General features: G+C 57.2%; 17 protein-coding genes and 1 pseudogene. 1 reads left to right on the forward strand and 17 read right to left on the reverse strand.

Annotation, left to right across the window (positions count from 1 at the left end):
• Nucleotides 1-66: 66 nt before the first annotated feature.
• The 17 genes and pseudogenes from AABE20_RS00910 to AABE20_RS00985 all read right to left on the reverse strand — a co-directional run bounded on the left by AABE20_RS00910 (nucleotide 67) and on the right by AABE20_RS00985 (nucleotide 16,115).
• Nucleotides 67-978, reverse strand: coding sequence for a lysophospholipid acyltransferase family protein (locus AABE20_RS00910; RefSeq protein ID WP_338331401.1), 912 nt, complete (start codon nucleotides 976-978; stop codon nucleotides 67-69).
• Nucleotides 975-1,961 (reverse strand): tetraacyldisaccharide 4'-kinase, encoded by a 987-nt coding sequence (gene lpxK / locus AABE20_RS00915; RefSeq protein ID WP_338331402.1) that lies wholly within the window; start codon nucleotides 1,959-1,961, stop codon nucleotides 975-977. The genes AABE20_RS00910 and lpxK overlap by 4 nt, the downstream gene beginning before the upstream one ends.
• Nucleotides 1,955-3,859, reverse strand: a complete 1,905-nt coding sequence (locus tag AABE20_RS00920) for a glycosyltransferase N-terminal domain-containing protein (RefSeq protein ID WP_338331403.1) — start codon at nucleotides 3,857-3,859, stop codon at nucleotides 1,955-1,957. Before AABE20_RS00920 ends, lpxK begins: the two co-directional genes overlap by 7 nt.
• Before the next feature lie 91 nt (nucleotides 3,860-3,950).
• Complete coding sequence (locus tag AABE20_RS00925) at nucleotides 3,951-4,442, reverse strand: DUF934 domain-containing protein (RefSeq protein WP_338331404.1); 492 nt, start codon at nucleotides 4,440-4,442, stop codon at nucleotides 3,951-3,953.
• The gene (locus tag AABE20_RS00930) at nucleotides 4,429-6,123 is read right to left on the reverse strand and encodes a nitrite/sulfite reductase (RefSeq protein ID WP_338331405.1); all 1,695 of its coding nucleotides are present in this window, start codon (nucleotides 6,121-6,123) and stop codon (nucleotides 4,429-4,431) included. Before AABE20_RS00930 ends, AABE20_RS00925 begins: the two co-directional genes overlap by 14 nt.
• A gap of 23 nt (nucleotides 6,124-6,146) precedes the next feature.
• Nucleotides 6,147-6,494, reverse strand: coding sequence for a DUF2849 domain-containing protein (locus AABE20_RS00935; RefSeq protein ID WP_338331406.1), 348 nt, complete (start codon nucleotides 6,492-6,494; stop codon nucleotides 6,147-6,149).
• 81 nt (nucleotides 6,495-6,575) lie between these two features.
• Nucleotides 6,576-7,640: a sulfate/molybdate ABC transporter ATP-binding protein gene (locus AABE20_RS00940; RefSeq protein WP_338331407.1), complete on the reverse strand. Its 1,065-nt coding sequence runs from the start codon at nucleotides 7,638-7,640 to the stop codon at nucleotides 6,576-6,578.
• Nucleotides 7,637-8,440: a sulfate ABC transporter permease gene (locus tag AABE20_RS00945; RefSeq protein WP_338331408.1), complete on the reverse strand. Its 804-nt coding sequence runs from the start codon at nucleotides 8,438-8,440 to the stop codon at nucleotides 7,637-7,639. The genes AABE20_RS00940 and AABE20_RS00945 overlap by 4 nt, the downstream gene beginning before the upstream one ends.
• The gene (gene cysT, locus AABE20_RS00950) at nucleotides 8,437-9,288 is read right to left on the reverse strand and encodes a sulfate ABC transporter permease subunit CysT (protein WP_338331409.1); all 852 of its coding nucleotides are present in this window, start codon (nucleotides 9,286-9,288) and stop codon (nucleotides 8,437-8,439) included. Before cysT ends, AABE20_RS00945 begins: the two co-directional genes overlap by 4 nt.
• Nucleotides 9,289-9,411: 123 nt before the next feature.
• Nucleotides 9,412-11,292: an adenylyl-sulfate kinase gene (gene cysC, locus AABE20_RS00955; protein WP_338331410.1), complete on the reverse strand. Its 1,881-nt coding sequence runs from the start codon at nucleotides 11,290-11,292 to the stop codon at nucleotides 9,412-9,414.
• A 26-nt stretch (nucleotides 11,293-11,318) separates the two neighbouring features.
• Nucleotides 11,319-12,113: a sulfate adenylyltransferase subunit CysD gene (cysD, locus tag AABE20_RS00960; RefSeq protein WP_048853880.1), complete on the reverse strand. Its 795-nt coding sequence runs from the start codon at nucleotides 12,111-12,113 to the stop codon at nucleotides 11,319-11,321.
• Nucleotides 12,114-12,172: 59 nt separating this feature from the next.
• Nucleotides 12,173-12,871, reverse strand: a complete 699-nt coding sequence (locus AABE20_RS00965) for a phosphoadenylyl-sulfate reductase (RefSeq protein ID WP_338331411.1) — start codon at nucleotides 12,869-12,871, stop codon at nucleotides 12,173-12,175.
• Nucleotides 12,872-13,304: 433 nt separating this feature from the next.
• On the reverse strand, nucleotides 13,305-13,700 hold the full coding sequence (locus AABE20_RS14350) for an RNase A-like domain-containing protein (protein WP_408740647.1): 396 nt from the start codon (nucleotides 13,698-13,700) through the stop codon (nucleotides 13,305-13,307).
• Nucleotides 13,677-14,006 (reverse strand): annotated as a pseudogene (locus AABE20_RS14355) (hypothetical protein); the annotation flags it as partial. The pseudogene AABE20_RS14355 and the gene AABE20_RS14350, both read right to left, overlap by 24 nt.
• 84 nt (nucleotides 14,007-14,090) lie before the next feature.
• Nucleotides 14,091-15,050, reverse strand: a complete 960-nt coding sequence (locus tag AABE20_RS00975) for a threo-3-hydroxy-L-aspartate ammonia-lyase (RefSeq protein WP_338331413.1) — start codon at nucleotides 15,048-15,050, stop codon at nucleotides 14,091-14,093.
• A gap of 300 nt (nucleotides 15,051-15,350) precedes the next feature.
• Nucleotides 15,351-15,815, reverse strand: a complete 465-nt coding sequence (locus AABE20_RS00980; protein WP_338331414.1) for a nuclear transport factor 2 family protein — start codon at nucleotides 15,813-15,815, stop codon at nucleotides 15,351-15,353.
• Nucleotides 15,816-15,839: 24 nt separating this feature from the next.
• Nucleotides 15,840-16,115 (reverse strand): putative hemolysin, encoded by a 276-nt coding sequence (locus AABE20_RS00985; protein WP_338331415.1) that lies wholly within the window; start codon nucleotides 16,113-16,115, stop codon nucleotides 15,840-15,842.
• A 188-nt stretch (nucleotides 16,116-16,303) separates the two neighbouring features.
• Between AABE20_RS00985 and bioB the strand changes: the two genes are divergently transcribed.
• The gene (bioB, locus tag AABE20_RS00990; RefSeq protein WP_338331416.1) at nucleotides 16,304-17,302 is read left to right on the forward strand and encodes a biotin synthase BioB; all 999 of its coding nucleotides are present in this window, start codon (nucleotides 16,304-16,306) and stop codon (nucleotides 17,300-17,302) included.
• Nucleotides 17,303-17,306 lie beyond the last annotated feature (4 nt).

A 17,306-nucleotide genomic window follows, 5' to 3' on the forward strand; every position in this document is an offset into this window, starting at 1 on the left:
GCCAGATATTTTTGTGACTGCTCACATCAAGCCCGACTGATACCAGTTTTGCATGGGCATACGTGCCTAACGGTACAGGTCTTTTGCCCAGCGCCGATGCAGCCACAACCAGCTTGAAGGGTTTTTTCTGATCCACACTTCCAACCGGTCGTTCACCATCTGCACCAACAGATGCAGGTCTTTGCGTTTATCGCCCGTATTCGGCAACTCCAGTGGTGGTTCCACAACAATACGCAACCTTGCTGGCCCCAGACGTTCCACATAGCCGGGAACAACCGGGCAGCGGTACCGCAGCGCCATGGCGGCAAGGGCAGGGGCCGTCATGCTCGGACGATTAAAAAATTTGGCCTCAATGCCATCATTCATTTTCTGGTCAACAAGCATGCCCAAACGCCCACCGGCAGCTATGTAGGCCAAGGATTCCCGCGCACCTCTGGCCCCTTTGGCAAAAAGTGGAACAGGCGTGCCCCCCATAGCCCTGTTGCGCAGGGTGCGTAGCAGCGCATCGACCAACGGATTACCAGCCGCACGATAAAAGGATGCAAAGGATGCACCATGCCGTGCGGCGGCCGGGGGCAACATTTCCCAATTACCAATATGGCCAGAAACAAACAGAACAGGCCCATCATGCAGAGCCTGTTGCTCCATATACTTGGCACCCTGCACCTCAAACCCCGGCCCTGAAAGGGTATTTTCCTCAAGGGAGGCAAGATGGGGTAATTCGCCCAAGGTCCGGCCCAGATTTTCCCAGACCCCCCGCACAATCCGCCTGCGTTCAAGCCTGCCCAGTTCTGGCATAGCCAGTTCCAGATTACGTTCTATTACGCGGGACGTTGGAAGAAACGGCCCCACCATACGGCAGAAAAGACCAAGCAGGTTGGAAGAATGATCGGGGCGCAAGCGTTCGAGAATGCGCACCAGCCCCGTAGCCACCATTGCTTCCAGCCTGTGACGCAAGGCAATAATCCGGCGGCTCATACGGGCTTGGCCAAAAACATATCCAGCAAGCGTTCGCGCATGTCTGGTTCCTGCCAGACAAGCCGCACGTCCACTTCAACAACATTGCGACGAAAAGAGTGAGGCAGGCGCATCGCATCCTTGGGGGTTGTAACAAGCTGTGCGTCCAGCCCATCGGCCAGTGCCTGAAGGCGCTTTATATCGCGCGGTTTATACCCGTAATGGTCGGGGAAAGAAAGCGTCTGGGCCAGAACCACCCCGGCGGCACGCAGCCCATTAAAAAATTTATCTGGCCGCCCAATGCCAGCAAAGGCCACACAGGGACGCTCCGTAATGTGGTGGGGGGGACCAACCTGTTCCAAATCAGCCCGCAAAACGGGTAGGGCGTTCATCTGCCTGCTTACCCCCGTCTGGTCTGCCCCGATCACAAGCAACGCATCCGTCCGGGCCTGAGCATCCGCAACCCGTTCCCGCAATGGGCCTGCGGGCAGAACATGCCCATTACCGAACCCCACGGCACCATCCACAACCAGCAGCGAAAATGTTTTTTGCAAGGATGGGTTTTGCAGCCCGTCATCCATAATCAGGCAATCTGCTCCGGCCTCTATGGCTAACCGCGCAGTTAGCGCACGATCTCCTCCAACCCATACCGGGCAGTAACCCGCCAGCAGCAGTGGTTCGTCCCCCACATGCCGCGCTGTATGGGAGGCAAGGTCAACCCGGGTCCCCTCTCTCTCCCGCCCGCCATAGCCACGGGTTAGAACATGGGGGTGGTGCCCCCGTGCAATCAGGCGTTGTACCAGATCAATGACCACCGTGGTTTTTCCCGCCCCCCCCACGGTTACATTACCGCAACACAGCACTGGCACAGATGCCCGCCACCCAGACCTGCGCAGTCTGCGCCGTGCGGCAATCGCCACCCCCCACGCAATGGGCGCGAGCAGGGTTGACCATAATCTGGCCTGTGGATTAGCCCAAAACGCCGGTGGAGAAAGCCTTACCATATGAGGGCGAGAACCTGCTTTGCCAGTTCATCGGGCAAAGCCTCATTCACCGTTGCCACGTGTTGCGCCTGCTGCCCCAAACGGTTCCGCTCCTCGATGCTGGAGAGCATCTGCCTGACCCATGCCGCCATGCTCCGGTCATCTTGCACAACCTGAACGCAGCCATGGAGCGCCAGAAAAGCCTCCTCAAAATTATTGATGCGTGGTCCGGTTGCCATTGCGCACCCCATGCGCGCAGGCTCAAACGGATTATGCCCTCCACCATGGCAACCGGGCAGGCTATTGCCAATGAAGACACAACTCGCCAACCTGAAAAAAAGTCCAAGCTCGCCCAGAGTATCGCAGACCCAAAAAGCGTCCTGAGGGCTTGGTACCGCATTTTGTGCACGCCTTGGTGCGGCATTTAACCCGGCTGCAATATCTGCCCCTCTCTCGGGGTGGCGTGGTACAATAATGGTCAGCAGGTCGGGGTATGTCTGGCGCACAAGACCCACAGCACGTGCGACCTGCTCTTCCTCCCCCCCATGCGTGGAGGCCGCCACAAAAACGGGGCGCGCACCTATAATAGCCCGCAGTCGCGCCAACTCCGGTTGATCCACCGGCAGGGCAGGGGCTGCGGTTTTAAGATCACCGGGCGCGACCTGAGTGACAGCCCCTAAGGAACGCAAGCGCCGTGCATCTTCTTCCGTACGGGCGCAGACCCACGCAAAAGGCTCCAGCATACGCCGCGCAACACTGGGCAGATGGCTCCACAACCGGAAAGAAGACGCAGACATACGACCATTAACCAGCACAACAGGCAGATTACGCGCGTGGCATGCCCCCAGAACCGTGGGCCATAATTCACTCTCGGTAAAAATTGCGACCTGCGGCGCCCAATGGTCCAAAAAACGCTGGCTCCACCGTGGCACATCAAGCGGCATAAACTGGTGTAGCACCCGGTCGTGCACAAAGCGTTGCGCCACAATCTGGCTGGCCGTAACCGTGCCAGTTGTGACCAGCACGTTTACATCTGCTTTTTGCCGTAAACAGGCCTGCACCAGTGGCAGGATAGACAAAGCCTCTCCCACACTGGCCGCATGGAACCACAACAGTTTTCCACACGGACGGGCACGTGAGGGAAAGCCCATTTTTTCACGCACACGCCCGGCAACCTCTTTGCCCTTGACCTGCCGCCAACGCAGATAGAGAGGCAGAACAGGAGCCAACAACGCTCCAAGCCCCTTCCATACGCGGGAAGGGCATGTTGCATGCGGCCGAAGAAGAACGGCGTGCTCGCCCGTGTGAGGCTCTTCCATTTGGGCCTGATCCATCAACCTGTTCAGTTGCATTTGCAGGTTTATGCCGGGTTCTGGTGTTTTAACTGCGGCCAAAGGCCATACCGGCGCACCACTGACAAACACACCACGGCCAAAGGGCAGTGGCAGCAGCATTTTATCCCATGATTTCAGGCGGATGCCACTACAGGATGCCCCAATGGGAATAACAGGTCTGCCAGCAAAGCGCGCCAGAGCCTCGGCTCCTCGGCGGGTTTGGCGGCGTGGTCCACAAGGACCATCGGGCGTAATGGCAACCAGACAACCATGCAGCAGGCTGGCGCGCATGCGCCGCATGGCCGCTGCCCCTCCCTTGCACTTGCCCCTTGCGTCCGACGAGCCAGCTATGGACCATATCCGCCACGGTGCGACCACATCGGCTATAACCCGGCCATCGCTATTACGGCTGACCAGCACACGCAGGCTTACGGCGGGGTTCTGCCGTTCTGCCCACCACCACAAGGCGGGAGTAAGGGGCAGGACCTCATGCCAGAAAGCCACAACAGCCGTGCGCCCTTCCTGACTGGTCAGGTAGAGGTAAGATTGCGGGTCAATTCTGAATGTCCAGCGCGTGGTCCGCAATGCGAAACCGAGATAAGTCCGTATGGAACACACGGCAACTGAACGAATAAGCCCGCTTACACTCTTCCAGACTCTGGGCACCGCCGTACACTCAGGGAGACAGGAACCGCCTGAATGCAAATCCTTCCGTCTGCTCGTTCAGAACAGAAGGCTGGTACGCTATGGTCATCCGCTCATGCGCCTTGTGCCACACCGCCAGATCGCTCTGTTCGGGAATGACCAACTGGCTCACGCCACAGCGGAGCAGGAACTCATACTGGTCTGGCAAAAAATGCCCGGTTACGCGCACATCCCCTGTAAAGTGCAGATGCTCACGCAGTGAGCGGGCCTGCGTAAAGGCCCGGCCATCCCGAAAAATAGGGAAGTGCAGACTGACCAGATCAAGCCGGGGCAGGGCTTCCTTGAGCGTGTCCACCCGTTCATCCGGTTTAAGCACAACGCCTAAACGCCCTTTGCCATTACGCCCCAGCCCTTCGGATAACCGGGAAAGAGGCAGCAGAATGTCACCATCGGGTAAAGGCTGATCGTCCTGAACCAGCGTCCATCCGTCCTGTACAATCTGACCGTTCTCAAGCAGTGGCATAAGCTGCGTCCTTGAATGGCGCGGCGCCTAGGCGGCGGCAGGTTTCTATAAAACGTTCGCCCGGCTTGCGCTGGACCAGATAGGTATCAACAATTCTGGCGATTGCATCAACCGTTTCATCTTCCGACATGGCCGAACCAATAATCTGGCCAATGGAGGCGTCTTCGCCACTATTTCCCCCCAGAGTGATCTGAAAGGCTTCCTCCCCGCGTTTATCAACGCCAAGAATACCAATATGCCCCGCATGATGATGACCGCAGGCATTGATGCAGCCAGAAATATTCAGGCGCAACGCTCCTATTTCCTGCTGCAAGGCTGCGTTGGAAAAACGCTGGCTAAGCTTTTGGGCTATGGGAATGGAACGCGCATTGGCCAGAGCGCAGTAATCCAGCCCGGGGCAGGCGATAATATCGGTAATCATGCCTATGTTGGCGGTGCCCAGACCATTGGCCGTCAGCACCTGCCAGAGTGCGAACAACTGGTCCTTGCGCACATGCCCGAGCACAACATTCTGCAAATGGGTTATCCGCAACTCACCAAAGCTGTACTGCTCCGCCAGATCGGCCAGCAGATCCATTTGGGCGGATGTGACATCTCCGGGAATACCACCCGACGGCTTGCACGAAATTGTAACGCTGCAATACCCATCCTGCTGATGTGGGTGCGTGTTGGTGCCAACCCACGCGGCAAAAGCTGGGTCTGCTTTGGTCTGCACCGCCAGCTGGGCCGAGCCTGCGGCGGCATCCGCCTCAAACACAGGAGCGGCAAAACGTGCGCGAATGGCCGCCACCACCTCGGGCTGGAGGCGATAACGGCTGCGGTCCATGGCCACAAACTCGGCATTGACCTCATCCCGAAAAGCGCCAAGCCCCAAAGCCTGCACAAGAATTTTAATACGGGCTTTGTAAATATTATCCCGCCGTCCGTACGCGTTATACACGCGCAGAACAGCTTCCAGATACGCAATCAGGTCTTCTTCGGGCAGGTCATCGCGCAGCTTTACGCCAATAATTGGGGTACGCCCCAGACCACCGCCAACATAAACCTCAAACACCGCACGCCCGTTATCGCCCTTGCGCGCAAGCAGCCCGATATCATGAAAACGGGCTGCAACCCGGTCCTGCGTGCTGCCGGAAATGGCAATTTTGAACTTACGCGGCAAAAACGTAAATTCCGGGTGCAAAGTGGACCACTGGCGCAGGATTTCAGCATGCACACGGGGGTCCAGTACCTCGTCGCGCGCGGCACCGGCAAACTGGTCGGATGTAACGTTGCGAATGCAGTTCCCGCTGGTCTGGATCGCATGCATTTCCGCATCGGCCAGAATATTCAGGATATCGGGGGTATCTTCCAGCCTGATCCAGTTGAACTGGATATTCTGCCGCGTGGTAAAATGCCCATAATCCCGGTCATACTTGCGGGCGATAAGCGCCAGTGTCCGCATCTGGGCGGCGCTGACAATACCGTAGGGAATAGCCACCCGCAGCATGTAGGCATGCAGTTGCAGGTAAAGGCCGTTCATGAGCCGCAGGGGTTTGAACTCATCCTCGCTCAGAGCGCCAGAAATCCGGCGTTGCACCTGATCACGGAACTGTTCGACCCGCTGTTTGAGGAAAGTACGGTCAACCGCGTCATATGCATACCGGCCGACATCTGCTGGGGGCTGGGGAGAGTGGGGCATGGTTTGGGTCCGTCGGGTTTTATTCAAGAACCACTTACAGCAGCGGGGGCGGGCTGCCATAAGGGCGTAAATTCAGAATGAACACTTGGTCCATCAGCACGGATACGTTCGCGCGTGGTGCGTGGGCATGGCCCGTGCGGGGTCTGTTCCACCTGAACGCCATAAACCCCCACAACGTTATCCGCGCCTGCGCGGGCATTCTGGGCGCTGAGCACGGCTTCTATTCCGTCATTAGGGAACAGGCAGGCCTGCGCAATGGTCAATTGCCATTTGCCCTGCGCGTCCAGCCAGACAATCCGGCCATCAAGCAGACGGTTGGCCGTAACAACACTACAGCCCTCAGTATCACGACGATTATTCCTGCGATCCACGCTAATACCTTTCCGCGTATTCCACGACAGAAAATTACATAAATTTTCGTCTTTATCAACATATCACGCATCAGAGGCGTATCATGCACACAAAAGGCCCTGCCGGAACAGGCGGGAACGGCTAATATCCAGCGCAACTCCCTGCACCTGCACATCGGCCTCATCAACCGGTCGGTAGAACGGAACAATCCGCTCCCCAAGCTGGAGCGTATAATGCCTGTAGCCGTTACGCGTACCCCTTGGAGCGGCGTAAATGCTCAGTACATCCTGCTCGGAGCTAGGTTTTTGTATGGCCATTTCGTAAGGGCGGATCATGGCGACCACCGGTCCGTCCGTCACACCTTCCGGCACTTCAAACGGCACCACCAGTGCATCATCAGGGATCATGCGGCCATGCCGGACCTCTCCGGCGAAAGATACCGCCTCGCCCAGAAATTCCATGACAAATTCAGTCGCAGGCTGCTCGTCCAGATCCATGGGGGAGGCATCCTGCACAATTCTGCCAGACTGCATGACCACAATACGATCCGCCACTTCCAGCGCTTCTTCCTGATCATGCGTGACCAGAATGGTGGTCAGGCCCAGCGTATCATGCAACTCGCGCAGCCATGCCCGAATGGAGCGACGAACAATAGGGTCCAGCGCGCCAAAGGGTTCGTCCAGCAGCAGCACACGTGGACCGGTCGCCAATGCACGGGCCAGTGCAACACGCTGCCGCTGACCACCAGACAGCTTGGCAGGGTGTTTGCCCCCCATGCCCTGCAACTGCATAAGCTCCAGCAATTCTTCCACCCGCCTAGCAATCTGGGCGCGGGCAGGGCGCTCCGCACGGGGCTGTACGTCCAGCCCAAAAGCAATGTTGCGCGCAACCGTCATATGCGGGAACAGGGCGTAATTTTGGAACACAAACCCCATACGACCAGCACGGTCCTTTACGCTGGTCATGGGCCTGTCATCGAGCAGGACCGAACCGCTGTTGCAGTTATCCAGCCCGGCTATGGCGCGCAGCAGCGTGGTTTTGCCAGCGCCCGAAGGCCCGACCAGTGCAACAAATGCACCATCGGGCACCTTGAGCGATACGTTATCCAGCAGCCGCTGCTGGGCACCCGGCGCCAGACGGACCAGATTGCAGACCTCAATACTCACGCCTTTTTCTCCTGCAACCTTGCAATCCACTCTGGCGCGGACCTGAACAGAACAGCGCTCATGGCCATAAAGGCCAGCAGAGCCGCCATGGTAAAGGCCGCAACCGACTGATACCCGTTGTACAGATTTTCAATATGCAGTGGCATGGTCTCCGTCTCGCCGGGAATATGACCGGACACAACCGAGACAGCCCCAAACTCGCCCAACGCCCGGGCGGTTGTCAGCAGCACACCAGAGAGCAGGGCGCCGCGCACACCGGGCAGGGTTACGTGCCACAAAACCTGCCAGAACCCAGCCCCGGCCAATACGGCAGCCTCCTCCGCATCGCGCCCCTGTACCTCCATAACCGGCATGACGGTGCGCACAACGTAAGGCAGCGTTACAAACAACGTAGCCAGAATAATACCCGGAACAGCAAAGGCGATGTGGATATTCCACCGCTCCAGCATGGGGCCAAACCACCCTTGCGCACCAAACAGGAGGAGCCAGACAAGACCTGAAACAACAGGAGAAATGCTCAGAGGCAATTCCACCAGAATTTGCAGGAACTGCCGCCCCGGAAAGCGGAATTTAACCAACACCCACGCCGCCAGAATACCAAAAACGGTATTGAGTATAACGGCTACGGCACTCACCCGCAGTGTGAGCCAGATAGCAGACTGCGCATCCGGGTCGGACAATGTGGCAAGTGATGCTGCCAGACCGTCCTTGAGCGCTTCTGTCAAAACCAGCGCCGGGGGAGTGACCAGCACAACAAGAATAAAAAGCCAGCTTGCACCCCACACAACATACCGGGTCATGCTGGCTCACTCCACAAAGCAAAACGACGGCGAAAGCCACCAATCAATGCGAGTGACAGAAGCGAAACACAGAGCAGCACCAGAGCAATGGCCGTGGCCCCCGGGTAGTCAAACTCCTGCAACCTGACCACAATCAGCAACGGTGCAATTTCGCTCTTAAACGGCTGGTTTCCCGCAATAAAAATGACAGACCCGTATTCCCCAATGCCGCGGGCAAAAGCCAGACCAAACCCGGTTATAAGGGCAGGCAGAACGGGGGCTGCGATTATCCGCAAAAAAATCTGCCACGGCTTTGCCCCCAGCAGATGGGCCGCTTCCTCCAGTTCCTGCGGCAGGTTACGCAGAACCGGCTCCACCGCACGCACCACAAAAGGCAGGCCAACGAACATAAGAGCCAGCACAATACCGGCCTTGTTGTAGGAAACACTAACACCAAACACCGCCAGCAAGGACCCAAGCCAGCCATGCGGCCCATAAAGTGTGGCCAGCGTAATGCCCGAAACAGCCGTAGGCAGCGCAAGGGGCAGGTCGATCAGCGCATCCGCCAGACGGTGCCCCGGCAGGTTCCCCCGCGCCAGCGTCCATGCCAGCAAAAGCCCGCAAGGAATGTTGCACGCTGCGGCAATAGCGGCGCAGGAAAAGCTTGTCCACAAGGCCGCCAGCATGCGGCTGTCATGCAGAGCGTTCAGCATGGCAGCCGGGCCACCCTGCCAGGGGTAAACCAGCAGGGTCGATAATGGCAGGATAATAAAAAAGCCTGTCCACGCCAGTGTAAGCGTTAATGACAGCCTGTAACCGGGCAGGGCGGAACCACCTGCTTTGAAAAAAGCAAGACGAGACAGTGTCATGACACAGCACTCATATATCTGCCTGCCCACCTTATTGAAAAATCATACCTTACAGGCGAACAACGCGGCCTGAAAAGTGACTGCCGGGCGCTTTAGCTCCGAACAGCCACTTTTACTGCCATATCAGGAACGCAGGCGGGCGTTACCACCGGTGCGCACACTGCCTTCCACGAAGGACACAAGCTGAGAGACAGCTGTTTCCACGCTTCCGTTACCCGTTGCCACACGCAGGGCAGGCGCCTGAGGGGCCTCATAAGGGGCATCAATTCCTGTAAAGCCGCTAATTTTGCCTGCACGGGCTGCGGCATACAGGCCTTTGGGGTCACGCTGTTCGCAGGTGCCCAGATCGGCATCTACAAACACTTCCTCAAACCCTTCGCCAATAATCTGGCGGGCCAGTTCGCGGTCAGAACGTAGGGGCGAGATCAGGGCCACCAGCACAACCTGCCCGGCATCGCGCAGAATACGCGCCACTTCGGCCGCGCGGCGCACGTTCTCCGTCCGGTCGGCCTCAGCAAAACCAAGGTCCTTGCACAGGCCAGCCCGCAGCGTATCCCCATCAAGCACACTGACGTCCACACCTGCTGCGAACAGAGCATTTTCAGCCGCGCGAGCCAGCGTGCTTTTACCTGCCCCCGACAGCCCGGTCAGCCAGAACACGCTGCCCTTGTGGCCTTTAACGCGCTGGCGGTCCTGTGTGGTAACCGCGCTGGCACTCGGATGAATGGCTTTTTCACCCACGGCAATTTCAGCCGGGCCAATAAGGGGCGCGCCCCCCACAATACGCTGTTGCAGGTCCACCAGAACACCGCGCCCATCGGGCGTGCCCGGTGCAAAGGCATCGAACTGGATGTTCTCCGCAGCAGCAAGCGTAATTTCCGCAAAGCCTTCGGGCGGCACTTCAGTGCCCGGATGCATGGTCAGGTCGTCCAGATTAACGACGGATTCAATGCTGGCCACAGTAACCGCGTGTTCCGCCGTTGCCAGACGCAGGCGGAAGCTCTCACCCACACGCAAGGGTTCCTGCCGCAGCCAGAACAGGCGAGTACGCACGCGCGATGCCTGTGTGGGTGGGGTATCCACATGGTGCAGCAGATCGCCACGATCAGGAATAACGTCTGGTTCAAGCGTAACGGCAATGGACTGGCCAGCCGTGGCACTCACATGGGGGGCTGTGTGCCAGCTTTCGATTGAGGCAATGCGGGCAGGGGTTTTTTGTGTGCCAATAACAACGGTGTCCCCCACACGCACCCGACCGCGTTCAATACGGCCAGCCACGTAGCGCTTGTCACCAAAGCGGTACACATCCTGCACAGGGAAGCGCAGCGCCAGATCCGAGCGGGAGGCGGGTGTTGGCACACGGGCCAGTGCTTCGGTCAGGGTTGGGCCTTTGTACCACGCCATACGATCGGAGCGGCTGGCAATATTGTCCCCATCCCGGGCGGAGGCGGGAACAAAATAGGCGGCTTCCAGCCCCAGCTTGCCCAGAAGTTCATTAACAGAGACCTCAACAGCCTCGATCTTGGCCTGATCGAAATCAAGCAGATCAACCTTGTTGAGCAGCACAATAACGTGCCTGATCCCGATCAGATGCAAAAGCATGGCATGGCGGCGGGTCTGCTCGCGCGCACCTTCCACCGCATCCACCACCAGCACGGCGGCCTCGGCGTCAGCAGCACCCGTGATCATATTGCGCAGGAACTGGCGATGGCCGGGGGCATCCACAATAACGTATTCGCGCGAACCCAGCTTGAAGGGGATACGTGTGGAATCAACAGTCACGCCCTGATCGCGTTCGATCTGGAGAGAGTCGAGCAGAAAGCTCCACTCAATCTTCAGGCCGCGCTTTTTGGACGATTCAATAATCTGGGCAACCTTGCCGTCCTGCAGGTTATCCGTGTCATGCAAAAGACGCCCGATAAGCGTGGATTTGCCGTGATCGACATGCCCGACGATTACGATTGGGGTTGCGGCATCCTGAGAGGAAGAAATCGTATCACTCATTTTCGTTTTTTCCGATCCACACTCTATCAGAGATAACCAGCAACACGCAGGCGTTCAAAGGCATCCTCGGATTCATGATCCATGGCCCGGCCCGAGCGTTCAGACGTTTTGGTTGTTTCCAACTCCGCGATCACTTCTGCCAGAGTGGCGGCATTGCTTTCCACAGGGGAGGTAATGTCCGCATCGCCCAAGGAACGGTAACGCTTGCCATTTTTGGCAAAATACAGGTCAACCAGCGGAATGCCTTCGCGCTCAATGTAGCGCCAGATATCAATCTCCCGCCAGGAGAGAAGCGGATGCACACGAATATGCATGCCCTCTTCGTGCGGGGTGGCATACTGGTCCCAGAATTCGGGCGGCTGGTTGCGAATGTCCCATTTGTGGCTTGCACCACGCGGGCTAAACACACGTTCCTTGGCGCGGGTACCCTGCTCGTCACGCCGGATCCCGGCAATAACACCCTGTAATTTGTGCTTTTCGATCATGGCGGCAAGACCTGCGGTCTTACGCGCGGCGGAACGGGCGGCGGGCGGCAGGGAGGGGTCCATTTCCTCTACTGGCGGGCAGTCGCCCAGCAGCAGGTCCAGCTCCCATTTTTTGGTATATTCGTCACGGAACTGGTACATTTCGGGGAATTTCTTCCCCGTATCCACATGCATAACAGGGAAGGGGACCCGCCCGAGGAACGCCTTTTTGGCAAGCCAGACCATAACATTGGAATCTTTACCCAATGACCACAGCATGGCTAGCGGCTTCAGCTTACGATAAGCCTCCCGCAGAATAAAAACGCTCTGAGCTTCCAGTTGATCAAGATGATCCATGTTCCACGACCCTGTAGTTTTGACGGGTAAGGCTAATTCCTCAAGCACGGCATAGCGGGTCAGCCCGCTATGTGAATTCCGCACTCGGTTTTGTTCAGGCCGGACCAGCGGCCCGACCGGGCATCTTCACGCCCATCCACCGGACGTGTGCATGGCGCACACCCGATGGACAGGTATCCTTCTGCCACAAGTGGATGGGGCGGTAAGGCCCGGCGCTGCATTTCAGCTGCAATATCCTGCGCGCTCCAGAATGCCAGCGGGTTAATCCGTAATTGGCCATCATCACGCTCTTCCACAATGGTCATTGTGGCGCGTGTGGCGGCCTGCCCACGCTTGCGACCGGTGACCAGCACGTCATACGGCAAGGATGCAACACGTAACGGCTCCACCTTGCGCAGGTTGCAGCAGGCATCGGGGTCAAACGCCCAGAGTTCCCCCGTGGGGTCACGGTCGCTGACCTGTTCTGGTGAGGGGCCTATATCCTCAACATTTGTTAACCCCAGAGCATCGGCCAGTTCGCGGCGATATGTGAGTGTCTGGGGAAAATGCTTGCCTGTATTGAGGAAAAGGACTTTCATATCCGGGTCGGCCTCAGCCACAAAGGCGAGCAAAAGGGCAGATTCCGCGCCAAAAGACGACATGATCGCCAGCCTGTTGCCAAGCAGTTCATGCGCTGTGCGCAGCAGGCGAACTGGGTCGTCCTGCACGGCGCGCAACTGCTCTACAACACCTGTATTGCCAGAAGACAAAATATCCACAACCCACCACAGTGAATGACAGAACCTTATTTAACGACCCCTTATAGATATATTCGGGCAATAACAACACATAAAAATAGACAATCCTCCCCACCGCAGCCCGCATTGCACGATTTTATTGTGTGTATTGGTTGGAAATCATGGTAGCCGACCATGCATGGCCGGGGGATGACACAATTATCTCATTATCTCCGGCACGCGCCAGCGCCAACGGGTCATCTGGGGCGCAAATAGCTATGCATCAGCACCATTTTCTCCACACATCGAAGCGGATCTGAACGACTATATGACCCCGCAAGCGCGATCTCATGATCACCCACGCACACCCAATTTTGTTGGCATAATATATCTTATGCAACTTTTAGCTGTGCCCATAAAGCTAAGATGTCCAGGGTGAAGTTCGCCCCCTGATGGGATGACCCAAGCGTCAGACTCAATACAGCTTGATGGTATGGATATAATAGGCCATCCCGTTCAATACTTTATTGACGATAGCAACCTGAATGTATCGTGCGCGCCTGCGTGTCCGGTCTGCGGCATGGATGACAAACGCCCCCTCTTCCGAAACGGGGCCTCCAATCTCCAGTTTGGCTCCCACTCTTGCGGTTTTGAGCCAGTCATCGATTTTATCGGCGTTTTTTTCGAGTATCTCACCAATGACATTCTCCGCCTCTTCCGCCGATATGAAGCATGAGACTGCTGGCCGTTTTTCCACGATGAACCGATACGTGATGCGCTCATCCGTGAGAGCGACATGGTTGGACAGCACATAACCACCCGCCCCCAGATGGTCTAATGGTTCCAGCTCAATCCTTTTGCCGGCTTCCACTTCGGGGTCATTCTGGAAACTGAACAGGACAGCACACCAGAATGCCCACAGGTTTGGAAAATTGCCCCACTCAGGTGGGTCCTGAACATCTGCTGTCGGGTCTATACCCAGCACAACGGCGCTGACCCGCTGCACGTCTTCATTGCTGTAAGCCAGCAATACCTGTAATTCGTTAACCGCCTGAACCTTAAACGTCAGATCCCGCGTGTACGGTTCATCGTGAATAACGTCATACAGTGTTTCACCAAAAGTATCGGCATCTTCACCAAATGCACTCGCGCCAAGGTTTTTCAGGCGTGGAAACATATCAAGAATTTCGTCATCGGTGCGATGCAATAACGCCGTCATAGTCCCCCCTCCACCCAAGCCAGAAACCCGTCTCTGGCCGCCTTAGCTGACAAGCTGGGCAAATCTGTTGATGTCGATATTCCCACCCGACAAAAGCACCCCCACACGTCGCCCCCGCCATTGCGGAGCCGCGGCAAGAGCGGCTGCTGGAGCAAGGCAGCCTGTGGGTTCAACCAGAATTTTCATCCGCTCTGCCAGCAGGCGCATTGTTGTGACCAAAGCAGCATCGTCCACAGTTACAATGTCGCGGACATACCGCTGCATGAGTGCGAATGTTATGTCGCCCACGCTTGTTGTCTGCGCGCCATCTGCAATGGTGCGCGGTGCGGCAATTTTTACAATATGCCCTGCGGCCATGGACTGCCGGGCATCATCCCCCGCTGCGGGTTCTACGCCAATCACCGCGCAGTCCGGCGCGACCTCATGCGCGACAAGCGCACTACCCGAGACCAGACCACCGCCGCCAACAGGCACAAACAATGCGTCCAGCGGCCCTGTCTCTTCCAGCAGTTCCAGTGCTGCCGTACCCTGCCCCGCAATAATATCCGGGTGATTGAAAGAGGGCAGCAAAGTCCCACCCCGTTCCGCCACAAGGCGGGCTGCAATTTCCTCCCGGTCCTGAGAATACCGGTCATAGGTCACAACCTCTGCCCCGTATCCACGGGTTGCGGCCAGCTTCATGGCGGGGGCATCGGTCGGCATAACAATAACCGCAGGCACTCCGGCCTCACGCGCGGCGCAGGCAATGGCCTGTGCATGATTGCCGGAGGAAAAAGCCACAATCCCTTTCCGTCGCACAGCTTCTGGCAACGCCAGAATTGCATTGGTCGCGCCCCTGAACTTGAAAGCTCCGACCCGCTGGAAATTTTCCGCCTTAAAGAACAGCTCCACACCGCTCAACGCGTTAAAATAGCGCGACCTCAGAACAGGTGTGCGATGGGCCTGCCCCTTTATTCTGGCAGAAGCCGCAACCACGTCACTGAAAGTCGGCAGGACTGTCATCTTCAATTTTCCGGTTTTATCCACCACGACTTGCCGGTGGGGTCAGTTGGAGAAGTGCGTTTACCTAGCACAGATCTGCCCCCACCGTTATGCCCCAAAACAGGTTTTGGCCGCAGATCGTGCCCAAAACCACTCTGGCGCGCCCTATTCATTCCACCTTGCGCTCTATGCTATTCAATAAGCGCAAACAGGGCATCCGCACTCTCTGGTTTCATCTGTGCAAAACGGCCCCAGAACGGGCAGATACAAGCGCAGACCACCGGCCCTGCCCATGCCGGGCCGTGGTGTATTTCCTACGACTTACAAACCCAGTTCGCTCAAGCCCGGGTGTGCGTCCGGCCTGCGGCCCTTTGGCCAGTGGAACAGCCGCTCGGCATTGGTAATAGCCAGATCGTTAATGGATGCATGCCGCCGGTGCATAAGCCCGGCAGCATCAAACTCCCAGTTCTCATTCCCGTAGGAACGAAACCACAAGCCCGCCGCATTATGCCACTCATAGGCAAAGCGTACGGCAATACGGTTTTCCCGGAATGCCCAGACCTCCTTGATCAGCCTGTAATCCAGTTCGTCCGCCCATTTACGGGCCAGAAACGCAACAATTTCCGCCCTCCCCCGCACAAAGTCTGTCCGGTTCCGCCATTCGCTGTCCAACGTATAGGCTTGGGCAACCTTTTCTGGCTGCTGGGAGTTCCATGCATCCTCTGCCATGCGGGCTTTTTGTGCAGCAGTTACGGCATCAAACGGTGGAAAAGGAGGGCGACTCATCAAAAACGTCTCCTGTCTTGCCGTTTAATCGGCTTGGCGGGGGTGCTCCTGCCGGAACAGCGTCCATTCCTCAACCACGCTGCCATCGGGGAGATGGCAATATCCGACCTGCCCTTTATCCGTTGTTTCCATCTTCAGTTCCCCGCCTTTTTTAACGCAGTAAACCGAAGCCGGGTTGGGCATGCGCAAAAGCCCCACGCCGCGACCAGAACGCTCCTGCGGGTGCTGGTCGCATGCGGCAAGCGCGCCAAGTGCGCCCATGGCCAGCGCCACACCCAGAACCGATTTTGTTTTTGTCATCATACCCACCTTATGGTTTTTGTGTTCGACTTAACGTGGCACCAGTATTCAAACACTTTACGTCCGTTGTGAAGGCGGGACGTGCAGATGCCCCCCTTCATGCATCTGCTAAAAACTGGCTTTGACGGTGCAAACACGATATGCTGCACTGCTCTTTCCTCTAGCATATCTGGTTCGGTTGACATTCCATGCCTGATGGTTCGCCCTCTTTTTCCCGCCCCACCACTCCAGCTCTGGACATACGCCATGACTGGAGCGTTGCCGAAGTGCAGGCGCTGCTTGATCTTCCGTTCCCTGAACTGATGTTTCAGGCCCAAGCGATTCACCGCGCAACATTTGATCCGACCGAGATACAAATCTCCACCCTTCTGTCGATCAAGACCGGAGGCTGTCCGGAGGATTGCGCCTACTGCCCCCAGAGCGCTTTGCACGAAGACGGCGTAAAAGCTGAAAAGCTTATGGCGATCGAAAACGTGCTGGTTGAAGCCAGAAAAGCCAAAGCCGCCGGGGCCAGCCGTTTTTGCATGGGTGCCGCTTGGCGCACCCCCAAAGAACGGGACATGGAAACAGTCTGCGCCATGATCGAAGGCGTTAAAGAACTGGGAATGGAAACCTGCGTAACTCTTGGCATGCTCGATGATGCGCAGGCCCAAAGGCTAAAGCAGGCCGGTCTGGATTTTTATAACCATAATATCGATACCTCCCCCGAATATTATGGCCAGATCATCACCACCCGCACCTATCAGGAACGGCTGGACACGCTCTCCAATGTCCGTGATGCGGGGATTAATGTCTGCTGTGGTGGCATTGTGGGCATGGGCGAGAACGAAACCGACCGCGCAGGCCTGATTGCAGCACTGGCCAACATGCCAGCCCACCCCGAAAGCGTACCGATCAACCTGCTGGTACGCGTGGAAGGCACACCACTGGCCAAAGCGGATGAAGTACACCCTCTGGACTTTGTGCGTATGATTGCCGCCGCCCGCATTACCATGCCCAAAAGCCGCGTACGCCTTGCCGCAGGGCGTGAAAACATGAATGACGAAACACAGACCCTGTGTTTTCTGGCGGGTGCAAACTCCATTTTCTATGGAGAACGGCTGCTGACCACCCCCAACCCGCAAGCCCAGCGTGATCGGGCCTTGCTGGACAATCTGGGCATGCATACGACCGGGATCGGCCTGTAAGACT

The sequence above is a fragment of the Acetobacter zythi genome, assembly GCF_963921165.1.
Lineage (GTDB): Bacteria > Pseudomonadota > Alphaproteobacteria > Acetobacterales > Acetobacteraceae > Acetobacter.

Excerpts from the sequence above, each read along its gene's own strand:
- AABE20_RS00980 (WP_338331414.1), bottom strand. The coding sequence starts at position 15,815 with ATGAGTCGCCCTCCTTTTCCACCGTTTGATGCCGTAACTGCTGCACAA.
- bioB (WP_338331416.1), top strand. The coding sequence starts at position 16,304 with ATGCCTGATGGTTCGCCCTCTTTTTCCCGCCCCACCACTCCAGCTCTG.
- AABE20_RS00910 (WP_338331401.1), bottom strand. The coding sequence starts at position 978 with ATGAGCCGCCGGATTATTGCCTTGCGTCACAGGCTGGAAGCAATGGTG.
- AABE20_RS00925 (WP_338331404.1), bottom strand. The coding sequence starts at position 4,442 with ATGCCACTGCTTGAGAACGGTCAGATTGTACAGGACGGATGGACGCTG.
- AABE20_RS00985 (WP_338331415.1), bottom strand. The coding sequence starts at position 16,115 with ATGACAAAAACAAAATCGGTTCTGGGTGTGGCGCTGGCCATGGGCGCA.
- cysC (WP_338331410.1), bottom strand. The coding sequence starts at position 11,292 with ATGAGTGATACGATTTCTTCCTCTCAGGATGCCGCAACCCCAATCGTA.
- AABE20_RS00945 (WP_338331408.1), bottom strand. The coding sequence starts at position 8,440 with ATGACCCGGTATGTTGTGTGGGGTGCAAGCTGGCTTTTTATTCTTGTT.
- AABE20_RS00930 (WP_338331405.1), bottom strand. The coding sequence starts at position 6,123 with ATGCCCCACTCTCCCCAGCCCCCAGCAGATGTCGGCCGGTATGCATAT.
- lpxK (WP_338331402.1), bottom strand. The coding sequence starts at position 1,961 with ATGGTAAGGCTTTCTCCACCGGCGTTTTGGGCTAATCCACAGGCCAGA.
- AABE20_RS00975 (WP_338331413.1), bottom strand. The coding sequence starts at position 15,050 with ATGACAGTCCTGCCGACTTTCAGTGACGTGGTTGCGGCTTCTGCCAGA.
- cysT (WP_338331409.1), bottom strand. The coding sequence starts at position 9,288 with ATGACACTGTCTCGTCTTGCTTTTTTCAAAGCAGGTGGTTCCGCCCTG.
- cysD (WP_048853880.1), bottom strand. The coding sequence starts at position 12,113 with ATGGATCATCTTGATCAACTGGAAGCTCAGAGCGTTTTTATTCTGCGG.